This is a genomic window from Gemmatimonadota bacterium, assembly GCA_016713785.1.
Lineage (GTDB): Bacteria > Gemmatimonadota > Gemmatimonadetes > Gemmatimonadales > GWC2-71-9 > JADJOM01.
In genome coordinates, this window is record JADJOM010000003.1 from 439,375 (window position 1) to 463,532 (window position 24,158).

Below are 24,158 nucleotides of genomic sequence, written 5' to 3' on the forward strand. Positions count from 1 at the left end.
CGCCTCGCGGAGTACCGCGGGCCTGATGGCCGACCAGATCGAGACGAATACCCCGGACGGGGTGCTGGTGTCTACGGACGCTGGCACCCCGTCCGCCTTTCCGGGGCACTTTTCCGCCTCCCGCCCCGCCGACGGCCCCGATTTCTGGCAGGCCCCGCTCTCCGACCTCGAGTTCCCCGCCGTCCTGGACGAGGTCGCCGCGCGCGCTGCCGGCCCGCTGGGCGCCGCCAGCGTGCGCGCCCGTCGTCCCTCCACCGACACCGCCCAGGTGCGGGAGGAACTCGTCCGCGTCGACCAGCTGGCGCGGCTGGCCCGCGGCGGCCGGGGGGTGGTCGCGGAGTCGGTCCCCGAGGCGACCGCCATCCTGGGCCGCCTGCGCATTCCCGGCAGCGTGCTCGACGGCCAGGAGCTGCTCGCGCTGCGCCGCACGCTCACCGCCGCGCGCCTCGTGGTGGGTGAGCTCCGCCGGGTGGCGGCCGAGGCGCCGCAGGTGGCGCCGCTCGAGGCGCCGCTCCCGGTCAAGCCGCTGGAGAAGCGGCTGGAGCAGGCGCTCGACGATGACGGCGGCGTCCGTGACACCGCGAGCCCGGCGCTCGCCGAGGCGCGCAGTGACATCCGGACTGCGCGCGAGCGGCTGGTGCAGAAGCTCGAGGTGATCCTCCGCGCCGTGGGGGGCGAGGGGGGGGTCACCCTGCGCGACGGGCGCTACGTCATCCCCGTGCCGCGGGACCTCCGCACCCGGCCCGACGGCATCATCCACGGCGAGTCCGCCAGCGGCGCCACGCTCTACCTGGAGCCGGCCGCCGTGATCGGGCTCGGCAACGCGCTGCGCGAGGCCGAGGCCCGCGCCACGCGGGAGGAGCTCAAGGTCCTGCGCGACCTGAGCGAGGGGCTCCGTCCCCACGTGGCCGAGCTGCGCGCGCTGCACCAGATGTGCGTGGCCGTGGACGACCTCGTGGCGCGGGCCCGGTGGGCCGCCGAGGTGGATGGCCATGCGCCGGTGGTGGTCACGGCACCGGCGGAGTTGTGCATCGTCCGTGGCCGCCATCCCCTGCTGCTGGCCTCCGAGCCCGCCAGCGGCCGCTCGGCGGCGCCACCGGTGGTGGTGCCCTTCGACCTGACCATCGCGGAGGGGGAGCGGACCATCCTCCTCTCCGGCCCCAACACCGGCGGAAAGTCGGTGCTGCTCAAGGCGGTCGGGCTGCACGTGGCGCTGGCCCAGAGCGGGATCATCCCGCCGGTGGGGCCCGGCAGCACCCTCCCGGTCTGCCGCCGCATCTTCTCCGACATCGGCGACCGGCAGTCCATCGCCGCCAGCCTCTCCACCTTCAGCGCCCACCTCACGCTGCTGCGCGAGATCCTCGACGACGCGGACGAGGGTTCCCTGGTGCTGCTGGACGAAGTAGGGAGCGGGACCGATCCCGCCGAGGGGGCCGCGCTCGCCGCCGCCGCGCTGGTGTCGCTCACCCGCCGCGGGGCCCTGACCCTCGCCACCACGCACCTCGGTGCGCTCAAGCGCATCGCCACCTCCACGCCGGGCGTGGTGAACGCCTCGCTGCAGTTCGACGCCGCCACGCTCCGGCCCACCTACCTGCTCGCCAAGGGGGTGCCGGGCCGGTCCTACGGGCTGGCCATCGCGCGGCGGCTCGGGGTACGGGCCGACGTGCTGGCCGAGGCCGAAGCCCAGGTGCCCGACGCCGAGCGCACGCTCGATGCGCTCCTGGCGCAGGTGGAGGCGCGGGACCGCGCCCTGGCGCTGCGCGAGGAGGAGCTGCGGGTCCGGCTGGAGGTGGCGGAGGACCGGACCGCCGCCCTCGCGGCCCAGGCCGAAGCGCAGGAGATCCGCGACACCGCCCTCCGCAAGCGCGAACGCGAGGCCGAGAAGTCGGCGCGCGAGCAGGCCCGCGCCTTCCTGCTCGATGCGCGCGAAAAGGTGGAAGCCGCCATCGCCAAGGCGGGCGAGGCGCGGGACGAGAGCGCCCGCGAGGCGCGGCGCGCCGTGGAGCAGGCGGCGGCGGAGGCCGCCGGCGCCGTGCGGGCCATGGATGACCTGGAACGGCGGCTCGGTGGCCCGGCGGCGGCTTCCCTCGTGCCCGGGACCCGGGTGCGCATGGAGAGCGGGACCATCGGCCACGTGCTCGAGGTCCGCGGCGACGGCAAGGCCGTGGTCCGGGTGGGCTCCCTCAAGCTGGTGGTGGAGCCGGCGTCGCTGACCCCGCTCGCGGAGGCGCCGGGCCGCCGGCGGGTCGAGGCGCCGAGCCGCGAGCCCACCGACGCCGCGAGCTTCGAGCTCGATCTCCGCGGCCTCACCGGCGAGGAGGCCGAACAGACCGTGCTCGCGGCCCTCGACGCGGCGGTCCTCGCCGAGCAGCCCTACCTGCGGATCATCCACGGCAAGGGCACCGGCGTGGTCCGCGACCGGGTCCAGCAGGTGCTCCGCCGCGACCGCCGGGTGCGCAGCCACGCCTTTGCCCCCGCCAACCTGGGCGGCACCGGCGTGACGGTGGTGGAGTTCGCCGGATGAGCATGATCCCCGACGAGATCATCGAGCAGGTGCGCGACGCCGCCGACCTGGTGTCGATCATCGGCGAGAAGGTCGACCTCAAGCGCACCGGGGCGGACTACCGCGGCGCCTGCCCCTTCCACGGTGGGCAGCATCGCAACTTCGCGGTGATCCCCAAGAAGGGGAGCTTCTACTGCTTCGTCTGCAAGGCGGCGGGCGACATCTTCTCGTGGTACATGAAGCAGTACGGCATGGACTATCCCACCGCGGTGCGCGAGGTGGCGAAGAAGGTGGGCGTGGTGATTCCCGAGTCCGGCCCCCGGCAGGGGCCCGACCCGCGCGAACCGCTGTTCCAGGCGGTGGCGGTGGCGCACGACTGGTTCGTCCGCCAGCTGGCGGAGAACCCCGAGGCCGCCGGCGCGCGGAAGTACCTCGCCGGCCGCGGCATCGACCTCGAAGCGGCCGGGCCCTACGAGCTGGGCTACGCCCCCCGGGGCGCCGCTTTCCAGCAGGCCATGACCCAGCTCGGCCTCGATCCCCGGCTGCTGCTCGAGGCTGGCCTCCTGGCCCAGCGCGAGGACGGCACGATCATCCCCCGGTTCCGCGGCCGGCTGCTCTTCCCCATCCACGACCTCCGCGGCCGGGTGGTGGGCTTCGGTGGCCGGCTGCTCGGTCCGGGCGAACCCAAGTACCTCAACAGCCCCGAGTCGCCGGTGTTCCACAAGGGCGGCACGCTGTACAACCTGCACGCCGCCAAGAACCACATCCGCAAGGAAGGCGCGGTCATCCTGGTCGAGGGCTACTTCGACGTGCTGCGGCTGGTCATGGCCGGCATCGAGCACGTGGTGGCCCCGCTGGGGACCGCGCTCACCGCCGAGCAGGCGGTGCTGCTCAAGCGCTTCGCCCCGCAGGCCGTGCTGCTGCTCGACAGCGACATGGCCGGCCTCAAGGCCACTTTCCGCGCCGCCGACGAGCTGCTGCGCCATGAGGTGCGGGTCCGGGTGGCCACCATGCCCGAGGGCGAGGATCCGGACACCCTGGTGCAGCGGGGCGGGGCGGAGGCGCTCGGGCCCATCCTGCGCGACGCCCTCGACGTGATGGAGCGGAAGATCCAGATCCTCGACCGGCGCGGCTGGTTCAGCGGGATCGAGCATCGCCGGGAGGCGCTCGACCGCCTGCTCCCCACCATCCGCGCCACCCGCGACCCGATCCAGCGGGAGTTGTACCTCTCGCTGGTCTCGGAGCGGTCCGGCGTGGACAAGAAGGTGCTGGAGCACGAAGTCGCCACCCGCCCCGAAGCCGCCCGCGGAGCCGCCGGGCCGCCGGGCCGCGGAGCCGCCGCCGCGACGGACCGCGGAGCCGGCGGGCCCGCGCTCCGGCGCCCGCACCGAGGTGCAGCTGCTGCGGCTGATGATCCAGAGCGAGGAGTGGCGGCACCGGGCCCACGAGGAGCTGCACCCGGAGTGGTTCGAGTCGACCGCCAACCGGATGCTGTTCGACGTGCTGCTCGGCCTGAGCGAGCCCGGGGTGGCGCTGCCCCCCGACGGGCTCCCCGACGCGCTGCGCCAGCTGTGGGAGCGGGTGGCCGGCACCGACGTGCCGCTCGACCAGGCGGGGCAGGCCAACCTCTTTGCCGGCGCGGCGCGCCGGCTCGAGGCCCGGCCCGCCTTCCGGGTCTGGCGCCAGCTCAACGAACGCATCCGCGGCGCGAGCGATGCCGAGCGGCCCGCGCTCATGGCCGAGAAGGACCGGCAGGCGCGCGAGCTGCGCGAACGCTATCCCGAGGAATACCGCACCCAGGGCTTCCAGCTGGCGCGACGCAACGTCCGTCGCTCGGCTCCGCCCGGCTAGGCCGGGCCGCCGAGCCGCCGACTCAAGATTCCATCACCGATCACCCGCTCAACCCCGAGGCCGTCCGATGCACCCAGATCTGTTGAAGCTGCTCGAACTGCAGGCGAAGGACCGTACCCTGCTCGAGGCCGACCAGGCCCTCGACGCCATCCTGGCCGAGGTCGAGGCGCTTGACCTGCAGCTGGCCGACGGCGAGAAGGCCGTGGCCCAGAATGCCAAGGCGGTGGCCGATGCCACCCGGCGGCGGGTGGAGATGGAAGGCAAGCTGGAGAACTACCGGAAGCTCGAGGAGCGGGGCAAGGCGCGGCTCGACCAGATCCGCAACCAGAAGGAGAGCCAGGCCGTGATGGCCGAGCTCGACCTGGCCCGCTCCATCCTGGCCAAGGAAGAGGGGGAGTGGCTCAAGCAGGCGGAGATCATCGCCGGGCTCGAGGCCGCGGGCACCGAGGCGGGCAGCCGCCTGGCCGAGATGCGCGACGCCCAGAAGGTCGCGCGGGGCGAGATCGACCTCCGCCGGGCCGACGCCGAGGCGCGCCGGGGCGAGGCGCTGGCCGCCCGCGAGGCCGCGGCCGCCGAGGTGAACAAGGCGCTGCGGGGGCGGTATGAGCGGCTCCGCACGGTCAAGTCGGTGCGCGTGGTGGTCGCGCTCAGCGGGCCCTCCTGCGGCGCCTGCTTCACCCAGGTGCCACTCAACCGGCGCAGCCAGATCCGCGCCGGCACCCTCATCGACGCATGCGAGAGCTGCGGCGTGATTCTCTACGCCGACGAAACCGTTGAATAGCGCCTTCCCGGTCCCGCCGCTCCGCTGGCGGGTGGACGCGCCGCCGGAGCCGGCGCTGGTGGCCAGCCTGGGCGAGGGGCTGGGCGTGGGCCCCGCACTGGCCGCGCTGCTGGTCCGGCGCGGTCTCACCGATCCCGGGGAGGCCCGGCGGTTCCTGCGGCCCGAGCTCGTGCAGCTCGCCGACCCGCTCAGCCTGGCCGGGATGGCCGCGGCGGTGGAGGTCATCCGCCGCGCCGTGCACGACGGCACCGGCATCCTGGTACACGGCGACTACGACGTGGACGGCCAGTGCGCCACCGCCGTGCTCACCCGCGCCCTCCGGGCCGCGGGGGCCCGGGTCACCCCCTTCGTGCCCCATCGGCTGCGCGACGGCTACGACCTCGGCGAGGCCGGGATCGAGGCCGCCGTCGCCGCGGGCGCCGGCCTGATTCTCACCTGTGACTGCGGCATCACCGCGGTGGCGGCGGTGGCGGCGGCGCGCGCGCGCGGCCTCCGCGTGGTCATCACCGATCACCACCTGCCCGGGGCCGAGCTCCCCGCGGCCGAGGCCATCGTCGACCCGCAGCAGCCGGCCGACCGCTCGGGGCTCACCCAGCTCTGCGGCACCGGCATCGCCTTCAAGCTGGTGCAGGCGCTGGTCCCGGTCCTCGGCCTCCCGGCCAACCTGCCGCTGCACTTCCTCGACCTCGTGGCGCTGGCCACGATCGCCGACATCGTGCCGCTGGTGGACGAGAACCGCGTGCTGGTGCGGCACGGCCTCCGGTTGCTCCGGCAGACCCGGTGGCCCGGGCTCGCGGCCCTCATCCGCGTGAGCGGCCTGGCCGACAAGGACATCCGCGCGGGGCAGGTCGGCTTCATGCTGGCGCCGCGCCTCAACGCCGCCGGCCGGGTGGGCGACGCCGCCGACGGCATCCGCCTCCTGCTCACCGACGATCCGGACGAGGCGCTGCAGCTCGCCACCCGGCTCGAGGCGATGAACGTGCAGCGCCAGGGGCTCGACCAGCGGATCCTCGAGGAGGCCATCCAGCAGGTGGAGCGGGACCGCGATCCCGACCGCGACACCGCCCTGGTGCTCGCCGCGGACGGCTGGCACCCCGGCGTGGTCGGGATCGTCGCGTCGCGAGTCGTCGAGCGCTACGGCCGGCCGGCGTTCCTGATCGCCCTCGACGGCGACGTCGGGAAGGGCAGCGGGCGCAGCATCTCGCGCTTCGACCTGCATGCCGCGCTGCACCAGTGCGGCGACCTGCTGGAGCGCTTCGGCGGGCACCACATGGCCGCCGGGCTCACCATCCGCCGGCAGCACCTCGATGCCTTCCGCGAGCGCTTTGCCGGCGTGGCCCGCGCCACCCTCGGCGCGGACGACCTCGGCCCCGAGCAGCGGGTGGACCTGGTGCTCGAGCTCGGCGCGGTGACCCCGGAGCTGGAGCGGCTCTGCCGCTACCTCGAGCCCTGCGGCATGGGCAACCCCACCCCCGTCTTCGGGGCCCGCGGCGTGCGCTTCGAGGGGGTGCGCAAGGTCGGGGGGAGCCACCTCAAGGGGACGCTGGCGGCCGGAGGTGGGCGGCTGGCGGCGATCGGCTTCGGCTGGGCAGAACGCGCCCCCTGGGCCGGGCCAGGGCAGCCGCCGGCGCCTGTGGACTGCGCCTTCCGCCTCGAGGAGAACGAGTACCAGGGCACCGTCTCGCTCCAGGCCCGGATCGTGGCGCTCACCCCGGCGCGAGCCCCCCAGCCAGCCACGCCGGCCGAGCCGCCGGGCCGCCGAGCGGCCGAGCCATCGGGCCGCCGAGCCGCCGAGCCGTCGATTTGAGGATCGTCGGGGGTGAATTCCGCGGCCGCCGGCTCGCGGTCCCCGCCGACCCGCGGGTGCGGCCCACCGCCGACCGGGTGCGCGAGGCGTGGATGAGCATCCTGCAGGAGGCGCTGCCCGGCGCGGGAGTGCTCGACCTCTACGCCGGCAGCGGCGCGCTCGGGCTCGAGGCGCTCTCGCGCGGCGCCGGCCGGGTGGACTTCGTGGAGCTGAATCCCCCGTCGCTGGCCGCGCTCCGGGCCAACATCGAGGCGCTGGGCGTCGAGGGCCGGGTGACGGTGCACCGTGGCGACGCGCTGCGCTTCGCCGACCGGCTGGCGCCGGGCGCCTACGACCTGGCCCTCGCCGACCCGCCCTACACCCGGGACGACGCCGGGCAGCTGGTTGCCCTCTTCCGCCGGACGCCGTTTGCGCGCATTCTGGCGGTGGAGCATCCCGCGAAGACGGCGGTGCCGGGCGACGACACCCGTCGCTACGGCGATACGGCCATCACCTTCTGCTACGCGCCATGACCCGAATCGCCGTCTATCCCGGCTCCTTCGATCCGCCCACGCGCGGCCACACCGACCTGGTCACCCGCAGCCTCGCGCTCGCCGACCAGGTCATCGTGGCCATCGCGCGCAACTCCACCAAGCAGCCGCTCTTCTCGGTGGAGGAGCGGCTCGACATGCTGCGCGCCGTGGTGGGCGAGGAGCCCCGGGTGAGCTTCGCCACCTTCGAGGGGCTGCTGGTGGACTTTGCCCGCGACGCCGGGGCCACGCTCATCATCCGCGGCCTCCGCGCCGTGAGCGACTTCGAGTACGAGTTCCAGATGGCCATGATGAACCGCCACCTGCTGCCCGGCCTCGAGACCGTCTTCCTGGTACCCCCCGAGGACGCCACCTACCTGAGCTCGAGCCTGGTGCGCGAGGTGGCCCGCTACGGGGGGGACGTCTCCACCCTGGTGCACCCGGTGGTCGACGCGGCGCTCCGCCGCCGCTTCAGCCGGTGACCTTCCGCGCCGACCTGCTCCGCCGCGCCGCCGCCCGGCGGCCGCGGATCGTCCTCCCTGAAGCCGGCGACCCCCGGGTCCAGGCGGCCGCCGCGCGGCTCGCGAACGAGGGCATCGCCACCCCGATCCTGATCGGCCCGGGGGCCATCGACCCGGTGCGCGACCCCCGCTACGCCCGGGTGGCCCAGCACCTCCGCGACCGCCGTCCCGACCGGGTGCACGACGCCGTGCACGCCCTCGACCTGGCCACCGACCCGATCCGGTTCGGGGCCTCCCTCGTGGCCCTGGGCGAGGCCGACGCCTGCGTCGCGGGGGCGGTGGCCAGCACCGCCGAGGTGCTGCGGGCCGCCCTGTGGGCGATCGGGTCCGCGCCCGGGGTCCGTACCGTCAGCTCCAGTTTCTACATGGCGCTGCCCGACGGGCGCGTGCTCACCTTCACCGACTGCGCCGTGGTGCCCGATCCCGAGCCCGAGGTCCTGGCCCAGATCGCCCTCGCCGCCGCCCGCGACCGTCCCCGGCTGGTCGGGGACCAGCCCCGGGTGGCGTTCCTGTCGTTCAGCACCCGCGGCAGCGCCGAGAGCGCCACCGTGACCCGGGTGCGCCAGGCCGCCGCCCGGTTTCGCGAGCTGGCCCCGGACATCCCCTCCGACGGCGAGCTCCAGGCCGATGCCGCCCTCGTTCCCGAGGTGGCCGCCCGGAAGGCCCCGGGGTCCCCGGTGGCCGGGGCGGCGAACATCCTGGTGTTCCCGGGGCTCGACAGCGGCAACATTGGGTACAAATTGGTACAGCGGCTGGCCGGGGCGGCCGCCCTGGGGCCCCTCCTGCAGGGTCTGGCCCGTCCCATGAGCGACCTCTCGCGCGGGGCGAGCCCGGAGGATATTGTGGAGGTGGCCGCCATGGTGGCCCTGCAGGGCCAGGACGCCTGATCGCTCTAACCGAAGGCATCACATGGGATTCTCGGCAAGCAAGGACCCGGGTGGGGTGTACCTGATCCGGGTCGAGGGGCAGCTGATCGTCGGCAACCGGCAGGAGCTCAAGACCGCGATCCAGGAGGCCCTGGACCACGGCGAGCGCCGCTTCGTGATCGATTTCTCCCGTACCGGCTACATCGACTCCTCCGGGCTGGGTGCCCTGGTGTCGATCTCCAAGAAGGTGCGCGAACAGGGCGGGGAACTCCGGCTGGCCGGGCTCAACGAGGACCTCCGGTCTCTGTTCGAGCTCACCAAGCTCGACACCCTTTTTGCCATCAGCGACACCGCCGAGCGGGCGGTCGGGAGCTTCGCCGGGTGACGGCGCCGTTGCCGGCGTCGCTCCGGCTCTGCCTCCGCCGCCGCCGGGTCCCCGCTCCGTCGGGGGCCACGATCCAGGTCTCGCTCACCGTGCCGAGCGACGTGGCCTGCATCGAGGAGGTGGTGGACCTGCTGGTGCGGCACTGTTGCGGCGACAGCTGGCTCTGCCGTAAGCGGCGCTTCAATCTCCGCGTGGCCATCGCCGAGGCGCTGGCCAACGCCATCGTCGCCGGCAACCAGGAAGACCGCTCCAAGACCGTCCAGGTCGAGGCCGAGCTCGGGGCCGAGCTGGTCCGGGTGGAGATCACCGACCAGGGACCCGGCTTCAATCCGTCCAGCGTATCCGCCCCCCTGCTGCCGGAGGAGCTGGAGCAGGCCAGCGGGCGCGGGCTCTTCCTGATCCGCAACCTCGTCGACGACGTCCGGTTCAACGCGCAGGGGAATTCCATCTGCATGACACTGCGCCGCCACTAACGAGCCTCGAGGCCGTCGCGGACGCCCTCGGCGCGCTGGTCGGCGCCCGGGTGCGGCTGTGGCGATTCGACGGCCGGGCCCTGCGGCGGTTCGGTCCCGGACCCGACCCCGGCTTCTCCCCCCCGATGCCCGCCACCGCGGGCCTGGTGCCGACCCCCACCGGCAGCGTCTGGCTGGCCCCCGTCCCCGACAGCCGCGAGTTCTGGGTGGAGCTCGCCGACCTCCCCGAGGCCCGGGCGCGCGAACTCGCGCCCCAGCTGGTGGGGATCGTCGGCGCGTTCCTCACCGCGGAGCGCGAGACCGGCGGCGTGGTGGAGGAGCTCACCGGCGTTTACAAGGAGATTGACCTCCTCTACGCCATCAGCGAGATCCTGGGCCATACGGTCAAGCTCGAGGAGGCCGCACCGACAATCGTCCACGAGGTGGCCGAAGTCGTGGGCGCGCGGCGGGCCTCGATCATGGTCCACGACGAGGAGGCGAGCCTGCTCCGGAACGTGGCCGCCCAGGGCTTCTCCGCCGACGGCCTCGAGCCGGTGGGCGTCGAGGACCGCGACTCCGTGGCGGCGCGGGTGTTCCGGGAGAAGCGCATCATCGTCTTCGATCCCTCCGATCCGCTGGCCCAGAACCCCGGCTCCCACGACCCGCGCAACTACAAGGGGCAGGCCTTCCTCAGCATCCCCATCTGCTATGGGGCGGGGGGGCGTTGCGTCGGGGTGATCAACCTGACCGACCGCCTGCTGGGCGACAGCTTCACCCCCTCGGATGCCAAGCTGGTCTCCGCCGTGGCCAACCAGATCGGCGCCGCCATCGAGAACGCCCGCCTGGTCCAGCGCGACCTGCGCCGCCAGCGGCTGCAGCGGGAACTCGAGCTGGCCCACGACCTCCAGCTCAAGCTGCTGCCCTCGCCCGGCGTGCTGCAGAACGATGCCCTGGTGGCCGCCATCTGCCGCCCGGTCGACAACGTCGGGGGTGACTTCTACACCTTCACCCGCCTCGGCAACGGCCGGGTGGGCGTGATGCTGGGTGACGTCTCATCACACGGCTTCTCCGCGGCGCTGGTCATGGCGCTGGTGATGGCCGCCGCGGGCATCCACGCCCACGCCGGCTCCACTCCGGACGAGGTGCTGGTGTCGATGCTCGAGAGCATCGGCGAGGAGCTGGCCTCCACCGAGATGTACCTGTCGGTGTTCTACGGCGTGCTCGATCCCGCCAACCGGCGGCTGGTCTACGCCAGCGCGGGGCACCAGCACGCCTTCCGGCTGGCCGCCTCCGGCGCCCCCGAGCGCCTGCCCACCACCGCGCCGCCGCTCGGGCTGGCCGAGCCCGGCAGCATCCGCCGCCACCAGGTACCCTGGGTCCCGGGCAGCGACCTCCTGTGCCTCTATACCGACGGCCTGGTGGACCAGCGGGGCGGGGAAGGCTTCAGCGAGGAGCGCCTCCTGGCCGAGCTCGCCAACCGCCGCACGGCCAATCCCGATACCATCGTCAAGGCCATCTTCCAGGAGGCCGACAAGGCCACGCCACACCCCGCCGACGACCGCACCCTGCTCGTGCTGCGGATGTAGGTGCGGCCCGGCGCACGGCGCCGGACCCCGTTTCCGGTTTCCCGCTTCCCGTTTCCCCCTTCCCAGATGCCACCCGCCAAGAAGCGCTTCGGCCAGCATTTCCTGCACGACCCACGGATCCTGGGCCGGATCGCCGACGCGGTCGGCATCGAGCCGGGCGACACCGTGCTCGAGATCGGGCCGGGGCCCGGGGGGCTCACCGCGGAGCTGGCGCGGCGCGCCGGGCGCCTGGTGGTCATCGAGAAGGACCGGGACCTGATCCCGGCCCTGCGCGCGCGGTTCCCGGGCATCACGATCATCGAGGCGGACGCGCTCGAGGAGGACTGGCACGCGCTCGCGGGCCCCGGCCCGGTGCGCATCACCGGGAACATCCCCTACAACATCACCACCCCGCTGCTGGAGCAGGCGCTCACGCCGCCGCGGCCCCGGGTGGTGGTGTTCCTGGTGCAGAAGGAGGTGGCCGATCGGGTGGCCGCCGCGCCCGGCGGGGGCGACTATGGCGCCCTGAGCGTCGGTCTGCAGGCCGTGGCGCACGTGGAGCGACTCTTCACCGTGCCCGCCGGCGCGTTCCGGCCGCCCCCCAAGGTCGACTCGGCCCTCCTGCGGCTCACCCCCCTGGCCGAGCCGCTGATCCCCCCCGCGGACACCGCGGCGTTCCGGCGCTTCGTGGTGGGGCTGTTCGGCTTCCGCCGAAAGCAGCTGGTGCGCGGCCTCCGGGAGCTGACGGGCGGCACGGGGGAGGACGCCACCACCTGGCTGGCGTATGCCGGCATTCCACCCGCCACGCGGCCGCAGGAACTCGATCCCTCCACGTTCGCGAGGCTGTTCGCGTGCGTGGGACCTGCCTGGCCGCCTCGCCGAACCGCCGCCCTACCGCCCCCCGGCCCCCACCGGCTAGATTTGTGAAAGATTTCACAATAGCCGATGCGCAAGATCGCCGAATCCACCGTCCGGCGGCTCTCGCTTTACCTGCGCTTCCTCGAGGAGTTCGAGGAGCAGGGGACCGAGACCGTGAGCTCCGAGGCCCTCGCGGCCCGGGGCGGGACGACGTCTGCCCAGGTGCGGAAGGACCTGTCCTTCTTCGGGTCCTTCGGCAAGCGGGGGCTCGGGTATTCGGTGGGCGAACTGGTGCAGAAGCTCCGCGAGATCCTCGGGCTGGGGCGCACCTATCGGGTGGCGATGATCGGGGCGGGGAAGATCGGCAGCGCCCTGGTCCAGTATCGCGGCTTCCTGCAGCGGGGCTTCGAGATCGTGGCCATCTTCGACACCGACCTGTCCAAGGTGGGGAAGGCATGGAATGGCCTGACCGTGCGCGACATCCGTGAGCTCGAGGCCGAGTTCCGTCGCCAGCCGGTGGACATCGCCGTGATCGTGACCCCCGCCGAGGCCGCCCAGGCGGTGGCCGACCGGTGCGTGAGCGTCGGCGTGAAGGCGGTGCTCAACTTCGCCCCGGTGCAGCTCAGCGTCCCCGACGACGTGGTGGTCAAGACGGTGAACCTGGCCCTGGAGCTCGAGACGCTGAGCTACGCCCTGACCAATCGATAGGCGGCTGGCCACGACGGGTGCCGTGCGGGGCCGCGGATGCCCGTCCATTGCCTGGTTCCCCTTTCCGGTAATTCCCCGCCCACCTTACCTTCCCGGCGGCCATGGCCTCACTCCACATCACCTCCGAGATCGGGCAGCTGCAGTCGGTCCTGGTGCACACGCCGGGAGCGGAGCTGCGCGCCGTCACGCCGGGCAACAAGGGCGACTACCTCTACGACGACATCATCCAGGTGGAGCCGGCGCAGCGGGAGCACCGCCGGTTCGTGGCGGTGCTGCAGCGGTTCGCCACGGTGTACCAGGTGGCCGACCTGCTGGCCGAGGCGCTGGAGCGCCCCGAGGCGCGGGAGTACTTCACCCGCAGCACCCTCGACGTGGTGCCCTCGGAGTTCCTGGGCCGGCAGCTGAGCGAGCTGGAGCCGCGGGCGCTGGCCCGGCTCATCATCGAGGGTGTTGAGGCGGAGGGGGGCGCGGTGGGGCGGGCCCTCAACGCCATCGGCTACATGCTGCCGCCGCTGCCGAACCTCTTCTTCCCGCGGGACATCGGCGTGGTGATCGGGCGGCACGCGGTGGTGGGCTCGATGCGCCATGGGGTGCGCTGGACCGAGGAGCTGCTGATCAAGACGCTCTTTGCCTATCACCCCACGCTGGGCAATGAGGGGCTGCTGTACGACGGCTCCGAGGAGCGCCGCAGCGACTACACCCTCGAAGGCGGCGACCTGCACCTGCTGCGCCCCGACCTCCTGCTGGTGGGCTTCAGCGAGCGCACCTCCGCCGCGGCCATCGACAAGCTGTGTGAGGTGCTGTTTGCCCGCACCGGGATCACCGACGTGCTGGTGGTGGTGATGCCCAAGGAGCCGACCGCCATCCACCTGGACATGCTGTTCACCCAGCTGGACCGCGAGCTCTGCGCCGTGTATCCCCCCTACTTCCTGGGCCCCGAGCGGCTGGCCGTGCTGCACCGGAAGAAGGGCGAGGACGGGGTGCGCGAGATGCCCAACTTCTTCTCCGCCCTCAAGGACGTCGGGATGCCGCTCGAACCGGTCTTCACCGGGGGCAGCCGGCGGGCCACCCAGGACCGCGAGCAGTGGACCAGCGGCTGCAACTTCGTGGCGCTCAAGCCGGGGGTGGTGGTGAGCTACCGCCGCAACGAGGGGACCATCGAGGCGCTCAAGCAGGCGGGCTTCCGGGTGGTCTCGAGCGTGGACTTCGTGGCCTTCGACGACTGGCTCGACACCAAGCACCGCACGGTGGTGACCATCGACGGCGACGAGCTCTCGCGGGGCGGGGGCGGCCCCCGCTGCATGACCCTGCCACTGGCGCGGGCCGCGCTGTGATCGGGCTGGCGAGCTTCCCCGAGCGGACCCTGGTGGAGCGCGCCATGCTGCTGATGCTGGGGGGGCCGCTCGACGCCGATCGGATCGCCGCGGAGGTGCTGGGGATGCCGGGCGCGCCCCGCGCGGTGGCGGAGCGGCTGGCGGTGGCGCTCTTCTCCGCCGACCCCCGGGTGCGCCAGCTCGACGACGGTCGCTGGGCGCTCATCGCGGAGGTGCAGGGCTCGCCGCTGGTGGAGGAGTGCGCCTTCGCCGTGGTCGACGTGGAGACCACCGGCATGCGGGCCAGCGGGCCCGACCGCATCACCGACATCGCCGTGGTGGTGGTGCACGGCACCCGGCGGGAGCTGGTGTTCGAGTCGCTGGTCAATCCGGGCGTGCCGATTCCCCTCCGCATCCAGGGGCTCACCGGCATCACCGACCGGATGGTGGCCTCGGCGCCCACCTTCGACCAGGTGGCCGATGACGTGATCGCGGCGCTCGCCGGCCGGGTTTTCGTGGCCCACAACGCGCGCTTCGACTGGGGGTTCCTCACGGCCGAGGTGCGCCGCGCCCGCGCGCTGGGCCTGTCGGGGCCGTCGCTCTGCACGGTGCGGCTGGCGCGCAAGCTCCTGCCCGTCCTCGAATCCCGCAGCCTCGACAGCCTGAGCCTGCATTTCGGGCTCGAGAACCCGGCCCGCCACCGCGCCGCCGGCGATGCCCTGGTGACCGCGGTGGTGCTGGAGCGCCTGCTCGACCTGGCGCGGGAGCAGGGCGCGCGGACCCTCGCCGATCTCGAGGGCCTGACCCGCAGCGGGAAGCGTGCGCCAGCCACCGGGCCGTAGCCGTCCCACGTCGCGCCACCCCTTCCCCCGTCCCCCTCATCCATCTTCTTTCCACCGCATGCCGCTCTGCCACACCTTCCAGCTCGGCGCCCTGCGCTGCCATCTCCTCGACGCCGGGGACGTCCGGCTCGATGGCGGGGCGATGTTCGGCGTGGTGGCGCGGCCCCTGTGGACCCGCAACATCACCCCGGATGAGCGGAACCGGATCCCGCTCACCATGCGCTGCCTGCTGGTGGAGCATCCCGACGGCCTGGTGCTGGTCGACACCGGCCTGGGGAACAAGGAGGAGCAGAAGTTCCTCGACATCTACGCGGTGGAGAATCGCGGGGACCCCGGACCCACCCGCCTGGAGGACGCGCTCCGCGCCGCGGGGCATCGGGCGGAGGAGGTCCGGTGGGTCATCAACACCCACCTGCACTTCGACCACGCCGGGGGCAATACCACCCTCGACGCGCCCCGGTCGGCGGACGCCGCGCCGGCCCCCCGCCTGGCCTTCCCGAACGCCACGTACGTCGTGCAGCGCCACGAGCTCGAGTTCGCCCGGCACACCAACGAGCGCACCCGGGCCAGCTACCTGCCGCCCAACTACGAGCCGGTCGCGGCCGCGGGGCGGTGGCGGCTGCTCGAGGGCGATGGCGAGATCCTCCCCGGGATCTCGGCCCGGATGACCCCGGGGCACATCCCCTGGCACCAGAGCCTGGTGCTGCGGAGCGGCGGGGAGACCGCGGTCTTCCTCGGCGACGTGATCCCCACCCATCACCACCTCCCCCTGGCCTGGATCATGGGCTACGACCTGGAGCCGCTGCGGACCCTGGAGTCCAAGCGGGCCCTGTTCGCGGAGGCGGTGCCGGCGGGCTGGTGGTTCATTTTCGAGCATGATGCCCACGTGGCGATGGGCCGGGCGGTGCAGGAGGGGAAGGGCGTGGGGCTGGCGGAGGTGGTCCGGGCCTAGCGGGGTGGTCGGTTGACCAAACCCCCGCCCGGGGCTAGCTTTACCGCCGGTTTTTGAAGTGGGGGCGAGAGGCCCCCCACCCCCAGCCCGGCCTCGGCCGGCGCGACCGGGTCCAGTGCGCAGCGATTGTTCGGCCGGGCGCCCAGGCGCTCGTGCCCGCTGTTACCGGACACCCAGGGGTTCACGGGGTGTCCGTTTTCTTTTTCGGGAGGGGTGCCAGACTGTCCACCAACGAGCGTGAGCGCCGGGTCCGCATCAATCGGCAGATCCGGATCAGTCCTCTCCGGGTGATCGGTCCCGGAGGCGAGCAGCTGGGTGTGCTGCCGGTCGAGGAGGCGCTGGCCGCCGCGGTGGAGCGCGGCCTCGACCTGGTGGAAGTGGCGCCGATGGCGCGACCGCCCGTGGTCAAGATCATGGACTACGGCAAGTACAAGTTCGAGGAAGCGAAGGCCGCCCGCGCGGCCAAGAAGAAGCAGCACGTGATCCACCTGAAGGAAATCAAGGTCCGTCCCGGCATCGAGGAGCACGACTTCGAGTTCAAGAGCCGGCACGCCCGCGAGTTCCTGCTGGAAGGCAACAAGGTGAAGGTCACCATGATGTACCGCGGCCGGCAGCTGGCGCACGTCGAGCTCGGCAAGGCCGTCCTCGACCGCTTCTTCGGCACGCTGTCGGATATCGGCAAGGTGGAGCAGGACGCCAAGCTCGAGGGCCGCAACATGGTGATGGTGCTGGCCCCCAAGTGATCGACACAGGCGCGCACGGCTGTGTGCGCCGCTGAAACGCAGGGCGGGCCGGTGGCCCCCCGCTGATGGAGAACGCAATGCCCAAGCAGAAGACCAAGCGCGCCGCGATGAAGCGCTTCACCCGGACCGGCACCGGGAAGCTCAAGCGCTGGCACGCCAACCACAGCCACATCCTCACCAAGAAGACCCGCAAGCGGAAGAACCGGCTCAAGAAGGGCGCCCTGGTGGCGTCGGCCGACTTCCCGCGCGTCAACCGCCTCCTGCAGGCGTAAGGGAGCCACCATGCCTCGCGTCAAGAGCAACGTCGCTCACCACGCCCGCAAGAAGAAGATCATGCGCGCCGCCAAGGGCGCGCGCGGTGCCCGCAGCAAGCTCTACCGTCCCGCCAAGGAGACGGTCGAGCGGGCCATGCAGTACGCCTACCGCGACCGGCGCAAGAAGAAGGGCGAGTTCCGCACGCTCTGGATCACCCGCATCAACGCGGCGTGCCGGATGCACGGCTTCAGCTACAGCGGCTTCATGGCGGCGCTCAAGAAGGCCGGCGTGGAGATCAACCGGAAGGTCCTCGCCGATCTCGCCGTCCGGGACATGGACGCCTTCGCCAAGATCGCCGAGGTCGCGAAGGCCGCGGTCTGAGGGCAGCCCGACACGTGCCGTACCCCGTGGGGTCGCCCGCCAGTGGTGGGTGACCCCGCGTGACTTCCGCTCCCCCGGGATGCCATGGCCGACCACGCTGACCACGCCCAGGAACTCGACGCGATCGCGGCCCGCCTGCCCGCCGTCGCCACGCTCGCCGAGCCGGACCTCGAGGCGGAGTACATCGCCCTCCTGGGCCGCAAGCAGGGCCGCCTCACCGAGTTCCTCAAGACCGTCCTCCCCGGCCTGCCCGCCGAGGCCAAGCGCACCGTGGGCGCCCGCGCCAACCGGCTGCGGGCCGAGCTCGAGGCTGCCTTCGAGGCCCGCCGGGCCGAGCTGGCCGCCGCGGCCGCCACCCGCGCCGCCCGCGGCACCGACCTCGGCATGCCGGGTCGGCCCCGCTGGACCGGCGCGCCGCACCCGGTGACCCAGGTGGTCGAGGAGATCGTCACGATCTTCCGTGGCCTCGGCTTTGCCCGCGCCACCGGCCCCGAGATCGAGACCGAGTGGTTCAACTTCGGCGCGCTCAACTTCCCGCCGGACCACCCGGCGATGGACATGCACGACACGCTCTACCTCGACATTCCCGAGCGCCGCGCCGGCACCGACCGCCGCCGCAACCGGACCTCGGGCATCGAGGACACGAGCGAGCGGCGCGAGGCCACCGACCGCCGCGCCCGTGACGAGGGCCGCTGGCTGCTCCGCACGCACACCAGTCCGGTGCAGATCCGCGTGCTGCTCCAGGACCCGCCCCCGGTGCGGGTGGTCATCCCAGGCTGGGTGTATCGCAAGGACCCCTTCGACGCCTCCCACGCCCCGGTCTTTGCGCAGGTCGAGGGGCTGGTGGTGGACGAGGGCATCTCGTTCGTGGACCTCAAGGCCACGCTGAGCCACTTTGCCCGGGAGTTCTTCGGCGCGAAGACCGCGGTGCGCTTCCGCCCCTCGTTCTTCCCCTTCACCGAGCCCTCGGCGGAGATGGACGTGAGCTGCGGCGTGTGTGGCGGCACGGGCTGCCCCGCCTGCAAGGGCACGGGGTGGATGGAGATCCTGGGCGCGGGCATGGTGCATCCCAACGTGCTGGCCAACTGCGGCCTCGACCCGGAGAAGTACACCGGCTTCGCCTTCGGCATGGGCCCCGGACGGATCGCCATGAACCGCTTCGGCATCACCGACATCCGCCTGCTGTACGAGAGCGACATGCGCTTCCTGGAACAGTTCAGCGGCACGCCGAGCCGCCGAGCCGCCGAGCCGACCCGATGAACGTCTCCCGCCGCTGGCTGGAGGGGTTCCTCCGCCGCCCGCTCGAGGCCGACGACCTGGTCCGGCGCCTGGCCACGCTGGGCGCGCCCGTGGATGCCGTGGAGCCGCTGCACCCGGGCCTCGAGGCCATCGTGGTGGGCCACGTCGAGTCGGTGGCGCCGCATCCCAATGCCGACCGCCTGCGGGTCTGCCTGGTGAACGACGGCGGTGACGAACGGCGCCACGTGGTGTGCGGCGCCCCCAACGTGACCGCCGGGAAGAAGTACCCCTTTGCCCGGGTGGGTGTGACCATCCCGGGCGGGCTCACCCTGGAGCGCCGCAAGATCCGCGGCGAGGTGTCCGAGGGGATGCTCTGCTCCGCCCGCGAGCTGGGACTGGGGCAGGAGCACGATGGCATCCTCGAGCTCGACACCGAGGCCGCCCCCGGCACCCCGTTCCTCGAGGTGCTGCCGGTGGGCGATGACCGGCTGGTCGTGGACGTCACGCCCAACCGCGCCGACCTGCTGGGACACAAGGGGATCGCGCGCGAGCTGGCGTGGAGCTACGGGGTGCCGTTCCGGCTCCCGGACCTGCCCGGGACCCCGACCGAGGGGCTGGGCACCCTGCCGCGCGCCGAGGGCCAGCGGGCGCTGGTCTCCGGCGTCACGGTCGGCACCTACGACACCGAGGGCTGCCCGAGGTTCACCGCGGTGGTGATCCGCGGGGTGACGGTGGGTCCCTCGCCGCGCTGGCTGGCGGAGCGGCTCGAGGCGGCCGGGGTGCGCAGCATCAACAACGTGGTGGACGCCACCAATTACGTGATGCTCGAGCTCAACCACCCCATGCACGCCTACGACCTGGCGCAACTGCGCGGGCCCACGGTGGTGGCGCGGCGGGCCCGGGCGGGGGAGACGGTGGTGACCCTCGACGGCGTCACCCGCACCCTGACGGCCGACATGACCGTCATCGCCGACGCCGAGCGGGTCATCGGCGTGGCCGGGGTGATGGGGGCGGAGAACACCGAGGTCTCGGCCGCCACCACCGACCTGCTGCTGGAGTGCGCCTGCTTCGAGCCGGCGCGGGTGCGCCGCACCCGGCGGGCGCTGGGCCTCTCCACCGACGCCTCCTACCGGTTCGAGCGCGGGGTGGATCTCTGGGGCCTCCCCGACGCCCAGCGTCGCTGCGCCGCCGTCATCCTGGCCACCGCCGGGGGCCGGGTGGAGGAGGCCGCCGACGTCTGGCCCACGCCGTCCAACCCGCCGCGGGTCTTCCTGCGCACCGCGCGGGTGGCCCAGGTGCTGGGCGCGGACCTGCCGGTCGCGGCCATCGAGCAGTACCTGGTGGCCGTCGGCTGCACCGTGCTCAACAAGCCGGAGGACCACCGGCTGGCGGTGGACCTTCCCGGCTGGCGGCCCGACCTGTCCACCGAGATCGACCTCATCGAGGAGATCGCGCGGCTGCACGGGTACGACACCTTTCCGGTCGAGCTGCGCCCCTACCGGGTGGGCCGCCTGGCCGACCAGCCGCTCGACCAGGCCATCACCCGAGTCCGGAACGGGCTCGTGGCCTGGGGCCTCTACGAGGCCCAGACCCTCTCGCTGGGCCCCGCCGCCGGCCCGGGCTCGCTCCGGCTGCTCAACCCGCTCTCCAGCGAGGAGGCGTGGCTGCGGGAGTCGGTGCTCCCGAGCATGCTCCGCGCGGTGCAGACCAACTGGTCCCGGCAGGTGCGGGATGTCCGGCTGTTCGAGGTGGGGGCGGGATTCGCGGCGGCGCCGGGCGGCGGACGGCCGGTGGAGACCACCCGGGTGGCCGCCGTGGTGACCGGTGCCCGCCATCCGGGCCACTGGACGGAGGGCGGGGTGGTGCCGGACTTCGATCTGTGGGACCTCAAGTCCCTGTTCGAACGGGCGGTTGCTCTGGCCAACCCGTCGGCCACTGTGCATCTTGATGCAACCGGCTGGATCGCGCGCGACGGCCAGGGCCGGACGGTGGGCTCGGCCCGGCGGCAGGCGGCGGAGCCGCCGGCCTGGGCGGCCCCGGTGTTCGGGCTGGAGGTGGAGCTGAGCGCGGTGCCGGCGCCGCCGGCGCGATACCGTGCGCTCCCGACCACCCCGTCGGCGTGGCGGGACCTCAACCTCCTGCTGGGCCCCGGGGTCGCGGTGGCCGACGTGCTGCGGATCGTGCGGCAGGCGGGCGGGGCGCTGCTGGAAGACGTGACCATCGTGAGTGAGTTCCGCAGCGAGCAGCTGGGACCGGACCACCGGGCGGTGCAGGTGCGCCTGACCGTGCGGGCGCCGGACCGGACCGTCCGCGACGAAGACGTCGACGGGCTGGTGGGCCGGGTGCTCAAGGCGGTGGAGAAACAGCTTGACGCAAAGCTACGAACGTCCTGACGCGCACGCGCTCCATGAGCTGGGGGACCTCCTCCAGCACGTGGGCGAAGAGCTGGCCGCCTGGCGACGGCGCTCGCTCAAGGCCGAGGCCGAACTGGCCGAGGCCCGGAGCAAGGGCGGGGTGGTGGCCGGCCCCGAGCTGCTGCAGGCGCGGCAGCGCGTCATCGACCTCGAGGTGGAGAACCAGGCCCTCCGCGAGCGGATCGACGCGGCCCGGGACAAGCTCCGCATCCTCGCCACCCGCCTGAGCTTCCTCGAGCAGGAAGCCGATGAGGGCGCCGCATGAGCACGCCGAAGCACGCCGTCCGGGTGACGATCGGGGGCGAGGACTACACCGTCCGCTCCGAACTGCCGCCGGAATACACCCGCGAGGTGGCCGCCTACGTGGACGCGGCGCTCAAGCGCATCCGCGACATGCTGCCGCAGGTGGAGACCCACAAGGCGGCGATCCTGGCGGCGCTGGCCATCACCGATGAGTTGTTCCAGGCCCGCCGCGGCGACCGGGAGCATTCCGCCCGGCTCAACGCGATGGCCGACGACCTGGCCCGGCTGCTGCCCCCCTCCAAGCGGGGACGCCGCGCCACGGGGCCGCAGGGCATTCCGGGGTAGGCCATCCTCACCGCGCGCACGGCTGTGCGCGCGGGGCGCAGGGCTCAATGCAGCGCCCGCCTCCCGGGGCCGGCGCTTGTGGAGATAGATCGCATGTCGCCATTCCTCCTGCCCCTGGTCGAGGGGCTCGCCGCCGGTGTGGTCGTTGCCACCGTCGCCTTCCTCATCTACAGCCGCACCCAGCGCCAGAGCGCCACCCGGACCCTCGCCGCCGCCCGCGCCGAGGCCCAGGCCCTCGTGGCCGACGCCAGCACCAAGGCCCTCGAGGCCCGCAACCAGATCGTGCTCGAGGGGAAGATGGAAACCCTCCGGCTGCGCGAGGACCTCGACAAGGAGGCCCAGCGGCGCCGGGAGGAGTGGGAGCGGTTCGAGCGCCGGGCCGAGGAGCGCGACCAGACCCTGGAGCGCAAGCTCGAGGAGGTCCGCAAGCAGGAATCCGGCTTCTCCGCCCGCGAGCAGGCGGTGAGCCGCAAGGAGGGGGAGCTGCGCCAGCGGGAGCAGGAGAAGCAGGCGGAGCTCAAGCAGCGGGAGGGGGAGCTGGAGCGCCTGCTGGGCGAGGAGCGGCAGAAGCTGGAGCGGGTGGCCGGGCTGACCGGCGAGGAAGCCCGCCGCGAGGTGCTGCAGAAGGCGGAGGACGAGGCCCGGAGCCAGGCGCAGGCCATCGGCCGCGACATCCGGGAGCAGGCCAAGCGCGCGGCGGAGAAGGACGCCCGGAAGATCGTGGCCCTGGCGGTGCAGCGGCTGGCCGCGGAGGCCACCGCCGAGACCACCGTGTCGGCGGTGCCGCTGCCCAGTGACGAGATGAAGGGCCGGATCATCGGCCGCGAGGGCCGGAACATCCGGGCCTTCGAGCAGGCCACCGGGGTGGACGTCATCATCGACGACACCCCCGACACCGTCATCATCAGCTGCTTCGACCCGGTGCGGCGCGAGGTGGCCCGGCGCACCCTCGAGGCGCTGATCGTGGACGGGCGGATCCACCCGGGACGGATCGAGGAGCTGGCGGCCAAGAGCGCCCGGGAGCTGCAGGCGGAACTGGTGGAGCTGGGCGAGAAGGCGGCCTTCGAGACGGGGGTGCATGGGCTGCACCCGGAGCTGATCAAGCTGATCGGCCGGATGCGCTACCGCACCTCCTACGGCCAGAACATCTACGACCACTCCAAGGAAGTGGCCTGGCTGGCCGGCATGATGGCCGCCGAGCTCAAGCTCGACGTGCAGCTGGCCAAGCGGGGCGCGCTGCTGCACGACGTGGGCAAGGTGCTCACCCACGAGCACGAGGGCACCCACGTGGAGCTCGGCGTGGAGGTGGCCCGCAAGTACGGCGAGCAGCCGCTGGTCATCAACTGCATCCAGGCCCACCACGACGACGTGCCCCACGAGACCGCGGAGTCGGTCCTGGTGCAGGCCGCCGACGCCATCAGCGGCGCGCGCCCCGGCGCCCGGCGCGAGGCCTTCGAGAGCTACGTGAAGCGGCTGACCAAGCTGGAGGAGATCGCCAACTCGTTCAGCGGGGTGGAGAAGTCGAACGTGATCCAGGCGGGCCGCGAGATCCGGGTCATCGTCACCCCCGACCGGGTGGACGACGGCGCCGCCGTGAGTCTCTCCGACCAGATCGCCCGCCGCATCGAGAACGAACTCCAGTACCCGGGCCAGATCCGGGTCGTCGTCATCCGTGAAACCCGAGCCGTGGATATTGCCCGATGAGTGCACGCATCATTGACGGGGTGGCCCTGGGAAAGACCATCCGCCAGGAGGTCGCCCTCGAGGTGGCCGGCTACAAGGCGCGGGGCGTCGCCCCCGGCCTGGCGGTGGTGCTCGTGGGGGAGAACCCCGCCTCCAAGGCCTACGTCGGCAGCAAGGAGAAGGCGTGCCTCGAGGCCGGGATGGTGTCGGTCAAGGTCACCCGGCCCGAGACCGCCTCGGAGGAGGAGCTGCTGACCATCGTGGAGCAGCTCAACAACGACCCGACCATCCACGGCATCCTGGTGCAGCTGCCGCTGCCGAAGCACATCAACACCGAGAAGGTCCTGCTCCGGATCAACCCCGCCAAGGACGTCGACGGCTTCCACCCGGTGAACGTGGGCAAGCTGGTGATCGGGGACCCGACCGCGCTCAAGCCCTGCACCCCGTGGGGGGTGATCCAGATGCTGCTCCGCAACGGGATCGAGACCAGGGGTGCGCACGCGGTGGTCATCGGGCGCAGCACCATCGTGGGCAAGCCGATGGCCAACCTGCTCATCCAGACCGGTCCCGGCGGCGACGCCACGGTGACCGTCTGCCACTCCCGCACCCGCGACCTCCCCGCCGTGGTGCGCAGCGCCGACATCGTGGTGGCCGCCATCGGCAAGGCGGAGTTCGTCACGGCCGACATGGTCCGCCCCGGCGCGGTGGTGATCGACGTGGGCATCAACCGGGTCGATGATCCCTCCCTCCCCAAGGGCTACAAGCTGGTGGGCGACGTGGCCTACGCCCAGGTGGCCGAGAAGGCCAGCGCCATCACCCCCGTGCCCGGGGGGGTGGGCCCCATGACGATCGCCATGCTCATGGCCAACACCCTGCAGGCCATGAAGCAGGCGATGTAGCCGGCCCGGCGGCTCGGCCGTTGCCTCGAGCCGCCGAGCCGCC

General features: G+C 72.8%; 24 protein-coding genes. All 24 read left to right on the top strand.

Annotation, left to right across the window (positions count from 1 at the left end; all coding sequences use genetic code 11):
- The first annotated feature begins 25 nt into the window (after positions 1-25).
- The 24 genes from IPJ95_09585 to folD all read left to right on the top strand — a co-directional run bounded on the left by IPJ95_09585 (position 26) and on the right by folD (position 24,115).
- Positions 26-2,524 (top strand): Smr/MutS family protein, encoded by a 2,499-nt coding sequence (locus IPJ95_09585; GenBank protein ID MBK7923861.1) that lies wholly within the window; start codon positions 26-28, stop codon positions 2,522-2,524.
- Positions 2,521-4,440, top strand: a complete 1,920-nt coding sequence (gene dnaG, locus IPJ95_09590) for a DNA primase (protein MBK7923862.1) — start codon at positions 2,521-2,523, stop codon at positions 4,438-4,440. Before IPJ95_09585 ends, dnaG begins: the two co-directional genes overlap by 4 nt.
- Complete coding sequence (locus IPJ95_09595) at positions 4,437-5,135, top strand: hypothetical protein (protein MBK7923863.1); 699 nt, start codon at positions 4,437-4,439, stop codon at positions 5,133-5,135. The genes dnaG and IPJ95_09595 overlap by 4 nt, the downstream gene beginning before the upstream one ends.
- Positions 5,128-6,942 carry a single-stranded-DNA-specific exonuclease RecJ gene (gene recJ, locus IPJ95_09600; GenBank protein MBK7923864.1) on the top strand — a complete coding sequence of 605 codons (1,815 nt, stop codon included), beginning with the start codon at positions 5,128-5,130 and terminating at the stop codon, positions 6,940-6,942. The genes IPJ95_09595 and recJ overlap by 8 nt, the downstream gene beginning before the upstream one ends.
- Complete coding sequence (gene rlmJ / locus IPJ95_09605; GenBank protein MBK7923865.1) at positions 6,939-7,454, top strand: 23S rRNA (adenine(2030)-N(6))-methyltransferase RlmJ; 516 nt, start codon at positions 6,939-6,941, stop codon at positions 7,452-7,454. The genes recJ and rlmJ overlap by 4 nt, the downstream gene beginning before the upstream one ends.
- On the top strand, positions 7,451-7,933 hold the full coding sequence (gene coaD / locus IPJ95_09610; GenBank protein MBK7923866.1) for a pantetheine-phosphate adenylyltransferase: 483 nt from the start codon (positions 7,451-7,453) through the stop codon (positions 7,931-7,933). Before rlmJ ends, coaD begins: the two co-directional genes overlap by 4 nt.
- Positions 7,930-8,859, top strand: coding sequence for a phosphate acetyltransferase (locus tag IPJ95_09615; protein ID MBK7923867.1), 930 nt, complete (start codon positions 7,930-7,932; stop codon positions 8,857-8,859). The genes coaD and IPJ95_09615 overlap by 4 nt, the downstream gene beginning before the upstream one ends.
- A 22-nt stretch (positions 8,860-8,881) precedes the next feature.
- Positions 8,882-9,223 carry an STAS domain-containing protein gene (locus tag IPJ95_09620; GenBank protein ID MBK7923868.1) on the top strand — a complete coding sequence of 114 codons (342 nt, stop codon included), beginning with the start codon at positions 8,882-8,884 and terminating at the stop codon, positions 9,221-9,223.
- The gene (locus IPJ95_09625) at positions 9,220-9,696 is read left to right on the top strand and encodes an ATP-binding protein (GenBank protein MBK7923869.1); all 477 of its coding nucleotides are present in this window, start codon (positions 9,220-9,222) and stop codon (positions 9,694-9,696) included. Before IPJ95_09620 ends, IPJ95_09625 begins: the two co-directional genes overlap by 4 nt.
- 50 nt (positions 9,697-9,746) lie before the next feature.
- Positions 9,747-11,261: a SpoIIE family protein phosphatase gene (locus IPJ95_09630; GenBank protein MBK7923870.1), complete on the top strand. Its 1,515-nt coding sequence runs from the start codon at positions 9,747-9,749 to the stop codon at positions 11,259-11,261.
- 66 nt (positions 11,262-11,327) lie between these two features.
- The gene (rsmA, locus tag IPJ95_09635) at positions 11,328-12,167 is read left to right on the top strand and encodes a ribosomal RNA small subunit methyltransferase A (GenBank protein MBK7923871.1); all 840 of its coding nucleotides are present in this window, start codon (positions 11,328-11,330) and stop codon (positions 12,165-12,167) included.
- 18 nt (positions 12,168-12,185) lie between these two features.
- On the top strand, positions 12,186-12,806 hold the full coding sequence (locus IPJ95_09640; GenBank protein ID MBK7923872.1) for a redox-sensing transcriptional repressor Rex: 621 nt from the start codon (positions 12,186-12,188) through the stop codon (positions 12,804-12,806).
- Between the two features lie 101 nt (positions 12,807-12,907).
- Positions 12,908-14,140 (top strand): hypothetical protein, encoded by a 1,233-nt coding sequence (locus IPJ95_09645; GenBank protein MBK7923873.1) that lies wholly within the window; start codon positions 12,908-12,910, stop codon positions 14,138-14,140.
- Entirely contained in the window at positions 14,137-14,961 is an 825-nt protein-coding gene (locus IPJ95_09650) for a hypothetical protein (GenBank protein ID MBK7923874.1), read from the top strand. Before IPJ95_09645 ends, IPJ95_09650 begins: the two co-directional genes overlap by 4 nt.
- Before the next feature lie 58 nt (positions 14,962-15,019).
- A complete protein-coding gene (locus tag IPJ95_09655) occupies positions 15,020-15,913 on the top strand; it encodes an MBL fold metallo-hydrolase (GenBank protein ID MBK7923875.1) in 894 nt (297 codons plus the stop codon).
- A 221-nt stretch (positions 15,914-16,134) separates the two neighbouring features.
- Positions 16,135-16,656 carry a translation initiation factor IF-3 gene (locus tag IPJ95_09660; GenBank protein MBK7923876.1) on the top strand — a complete coding sequence of 174 codons (522 nt, stop codon included), beginning with the start codon at positions 16,135-16,137 and terminating at the stop codon, positions 16,654-16,656.
- Between the two features lie 77 nt (positions 16,657-16,733).
- A complete protein-coding gene (rpmI, locus tag IPJ95_09665) occupies positions 16,734-16,928 on the top strand; it encodes a 50S ribosomal protein L35 (protein MBK7923877.1) in 195 nt (64 codons plus the stop codon).
- 10 nt (positions 16,929-16,938) lie between these two features.
- A complete protein-coding gene (gene rplT, locus IPJ95_09670; protein ID MBK7923878.1) occupies positions 16,939-17,292 on the top strand; it encodes a 50S ribosomal protein L20 in 354 nt (117 codons plus the stop codon).
- Between the two features lie 84 nt (positions 17,293-17,376).
- Positions 17,377-18,552 (top strand): phenylalanine--tRNA ligase subunit alpha, encoded by a 1,176-nt coding sequence (gene pheS, locus IPJ95_09675; protein MBK7923879.1) that lies wholly within the window; start codon positions 17,377-17,379, stop codon positions 18,550-18,552.
- The gene (locus IPJ95_09680; protein ID MBK7923880.1) at positions 18,549-20,924 is read left to right on the top strand and encodes a phenylalanine--tRNA ligase subunit beta; all 2,376 of its coding nucleotides are present in this window, start codon (positions 18,549-18,551) and stop codon (positions 20,922-20,924) included. The genes pheS and IPJ95_09680 overlap by 4 nt, the downstream gene beginning before the upstream one ends.
- The gene (locus IPJ95_09685; GenBank protein MBK7923881.1) at positions 20,899-21,210 is read left to right on the top strand and encodes a hypothetical protein; all 312 of its coding nucleotides are present in this window, start codon (positions 20,899-20,901) and stop codon (positions 21,208-21,210) included. Before IPJ95_09680 ends, IPJ95_09685 begins: the two co-directional genes overlap by 26 nt.
- Entirely contained in the window at positions 21,207-21,533 is a 327-nt protein-coding gene (locus IPJ95_09690; GenBank protein ID MBK7923882.1) for a cell division protein ZapA, read from the top strand. The genes IPJ95_09685 and IPJ95_09690 overlap by 4 nt, the downstream gene beginning before the upstream one ends.
- A gap of 93 nt (positions 21,534-21,626) precedes the next feature.
- A complete protein-coding gene (gene rny, locus IPJ95_09695) occupies positions 21,627-23,237 on the top strand; it encodes a ribonuclease Y (protein ID MBK7923883.1) in 1,611 nt (536 codons plus the stop codon).
- Positions 23,234-24,115, top strand: a complete 882-nt coding sequence (folD, locus tag IPJ95_09700; protein MBK7923884.1) for a bifunctional methylenetetrahydrofolate dehydrogenase/methenyltetrahydrofolate cyclohydrolase FolD — start codon at positions 23,234-23,236, stop codon at positions 24,113-24,115. Before rny ends, folD begins: the two co-directional genes overlap by 4 nt.
- The last annotated feature ends 43 nt before the right edge of the window (positions 24,116-24,158 follow it).

Bases quoted from the DNA above. Each gene is read 5' to 3' on its own strand.
- IPJ95_09585 (MBK7923861.1), top strand. From the start codon at position 26: ATGGCCGACCAGATCGAGACGAATACCCCGGACGGGGTGCTGGTGTCT.
- rsmA (MBK7923871.1), top strand. From the start codon at position 11,328: ATGCCACCCGCCAAGAAGCGCTTCGGCCAGCATTTCCTGCACGACCCA.
- pheS (MBK7923879.1), top strand. From the start codon at position 17,377: ATGGCCGACCACGCTGACCACGCCCAGGAACTCGACGCGATCGCGGCC.
- coaD (MBK7923866.1), top strand. From the start codon at position 7,451: ATGACCCGAATCGCCGTCTATCCCGGCTCCTTCGATCCGCCCACGCGC.
- IPJ95_09640 (MBK7923872.1), top strand. From the start codon at position 12,186: ATGCGCAAGATCGCCGAATCCACCGTCCGGCGGCTCTCGCTTTACCTG.
- IPJ95_09690 (MBK7923882.1), top strand. From the start codon at position 21,207: ATGAGCACGCCGAAGCACGCCGTCCGGGTGACGATCGGGGGCGAGGAC.
- rpmI (MBK7923877.1), top strand. From the start codon at position 16,734: ATGCCCAAGCAGAAGACCAAGCGCGCCGCGATGAAGCGCTTCACCCGG.
- IPJ95_09620 (MBK7923868.1), top strand. From the start codon at position 8,882: ATGGGATTCTCGGCAAGCAAGGACCCGGGTGGGGTGTACCTGATCCGG.
- dnaG (MBK7923862.1), top strand. From the start codon at position 2,521: ATGAGCATGATCCCCGACGAGATCATCGAGCAGGTGCGCGACGCCGCC.
- folD (MBK7923884.1), top strand. From the start codon at position 23,234: ATGAGTGCACGCATCATTGACGGGGTGGCCCTGGGAAAGACCATCCGC.
- rplT (MBK7923878.1), top strand. From the start codon at position 16,939: ATGCCTCGCGTCAAGAGCAACGTCGCTCACCACGCCCGCAAGAAGAAG.
- IPJ95_09645 (MBK7923873.1), top strand. From the start codon at position 12,908: ATGGCCTCACTCCACATCACCTCCGAGATCGGGCAGCTGCAGTCGGTC.
- rny (MBK7923883.1), top strand. From the start codon at position 21,627: ATGTCGCCATTCCTCCTGCCCCTGGTCGAGGGGCTCGCCGCCGGTGTG.
- IPJ95_09655 (MBK7923875.1), top strand. From the start codon at position 15,020: ATGCCGCTCTGCCACACCTTCCAGCTCGGCGCCCTGCGCTGCCATCTC.
- IPJ95_09680 (MBK7923880.1), top strand. From the start codon at position 18,549: ATGAACGTCTCCCGCCGCTGGCTGGAGGGGTTCCTCCGCCGCCCGCTC.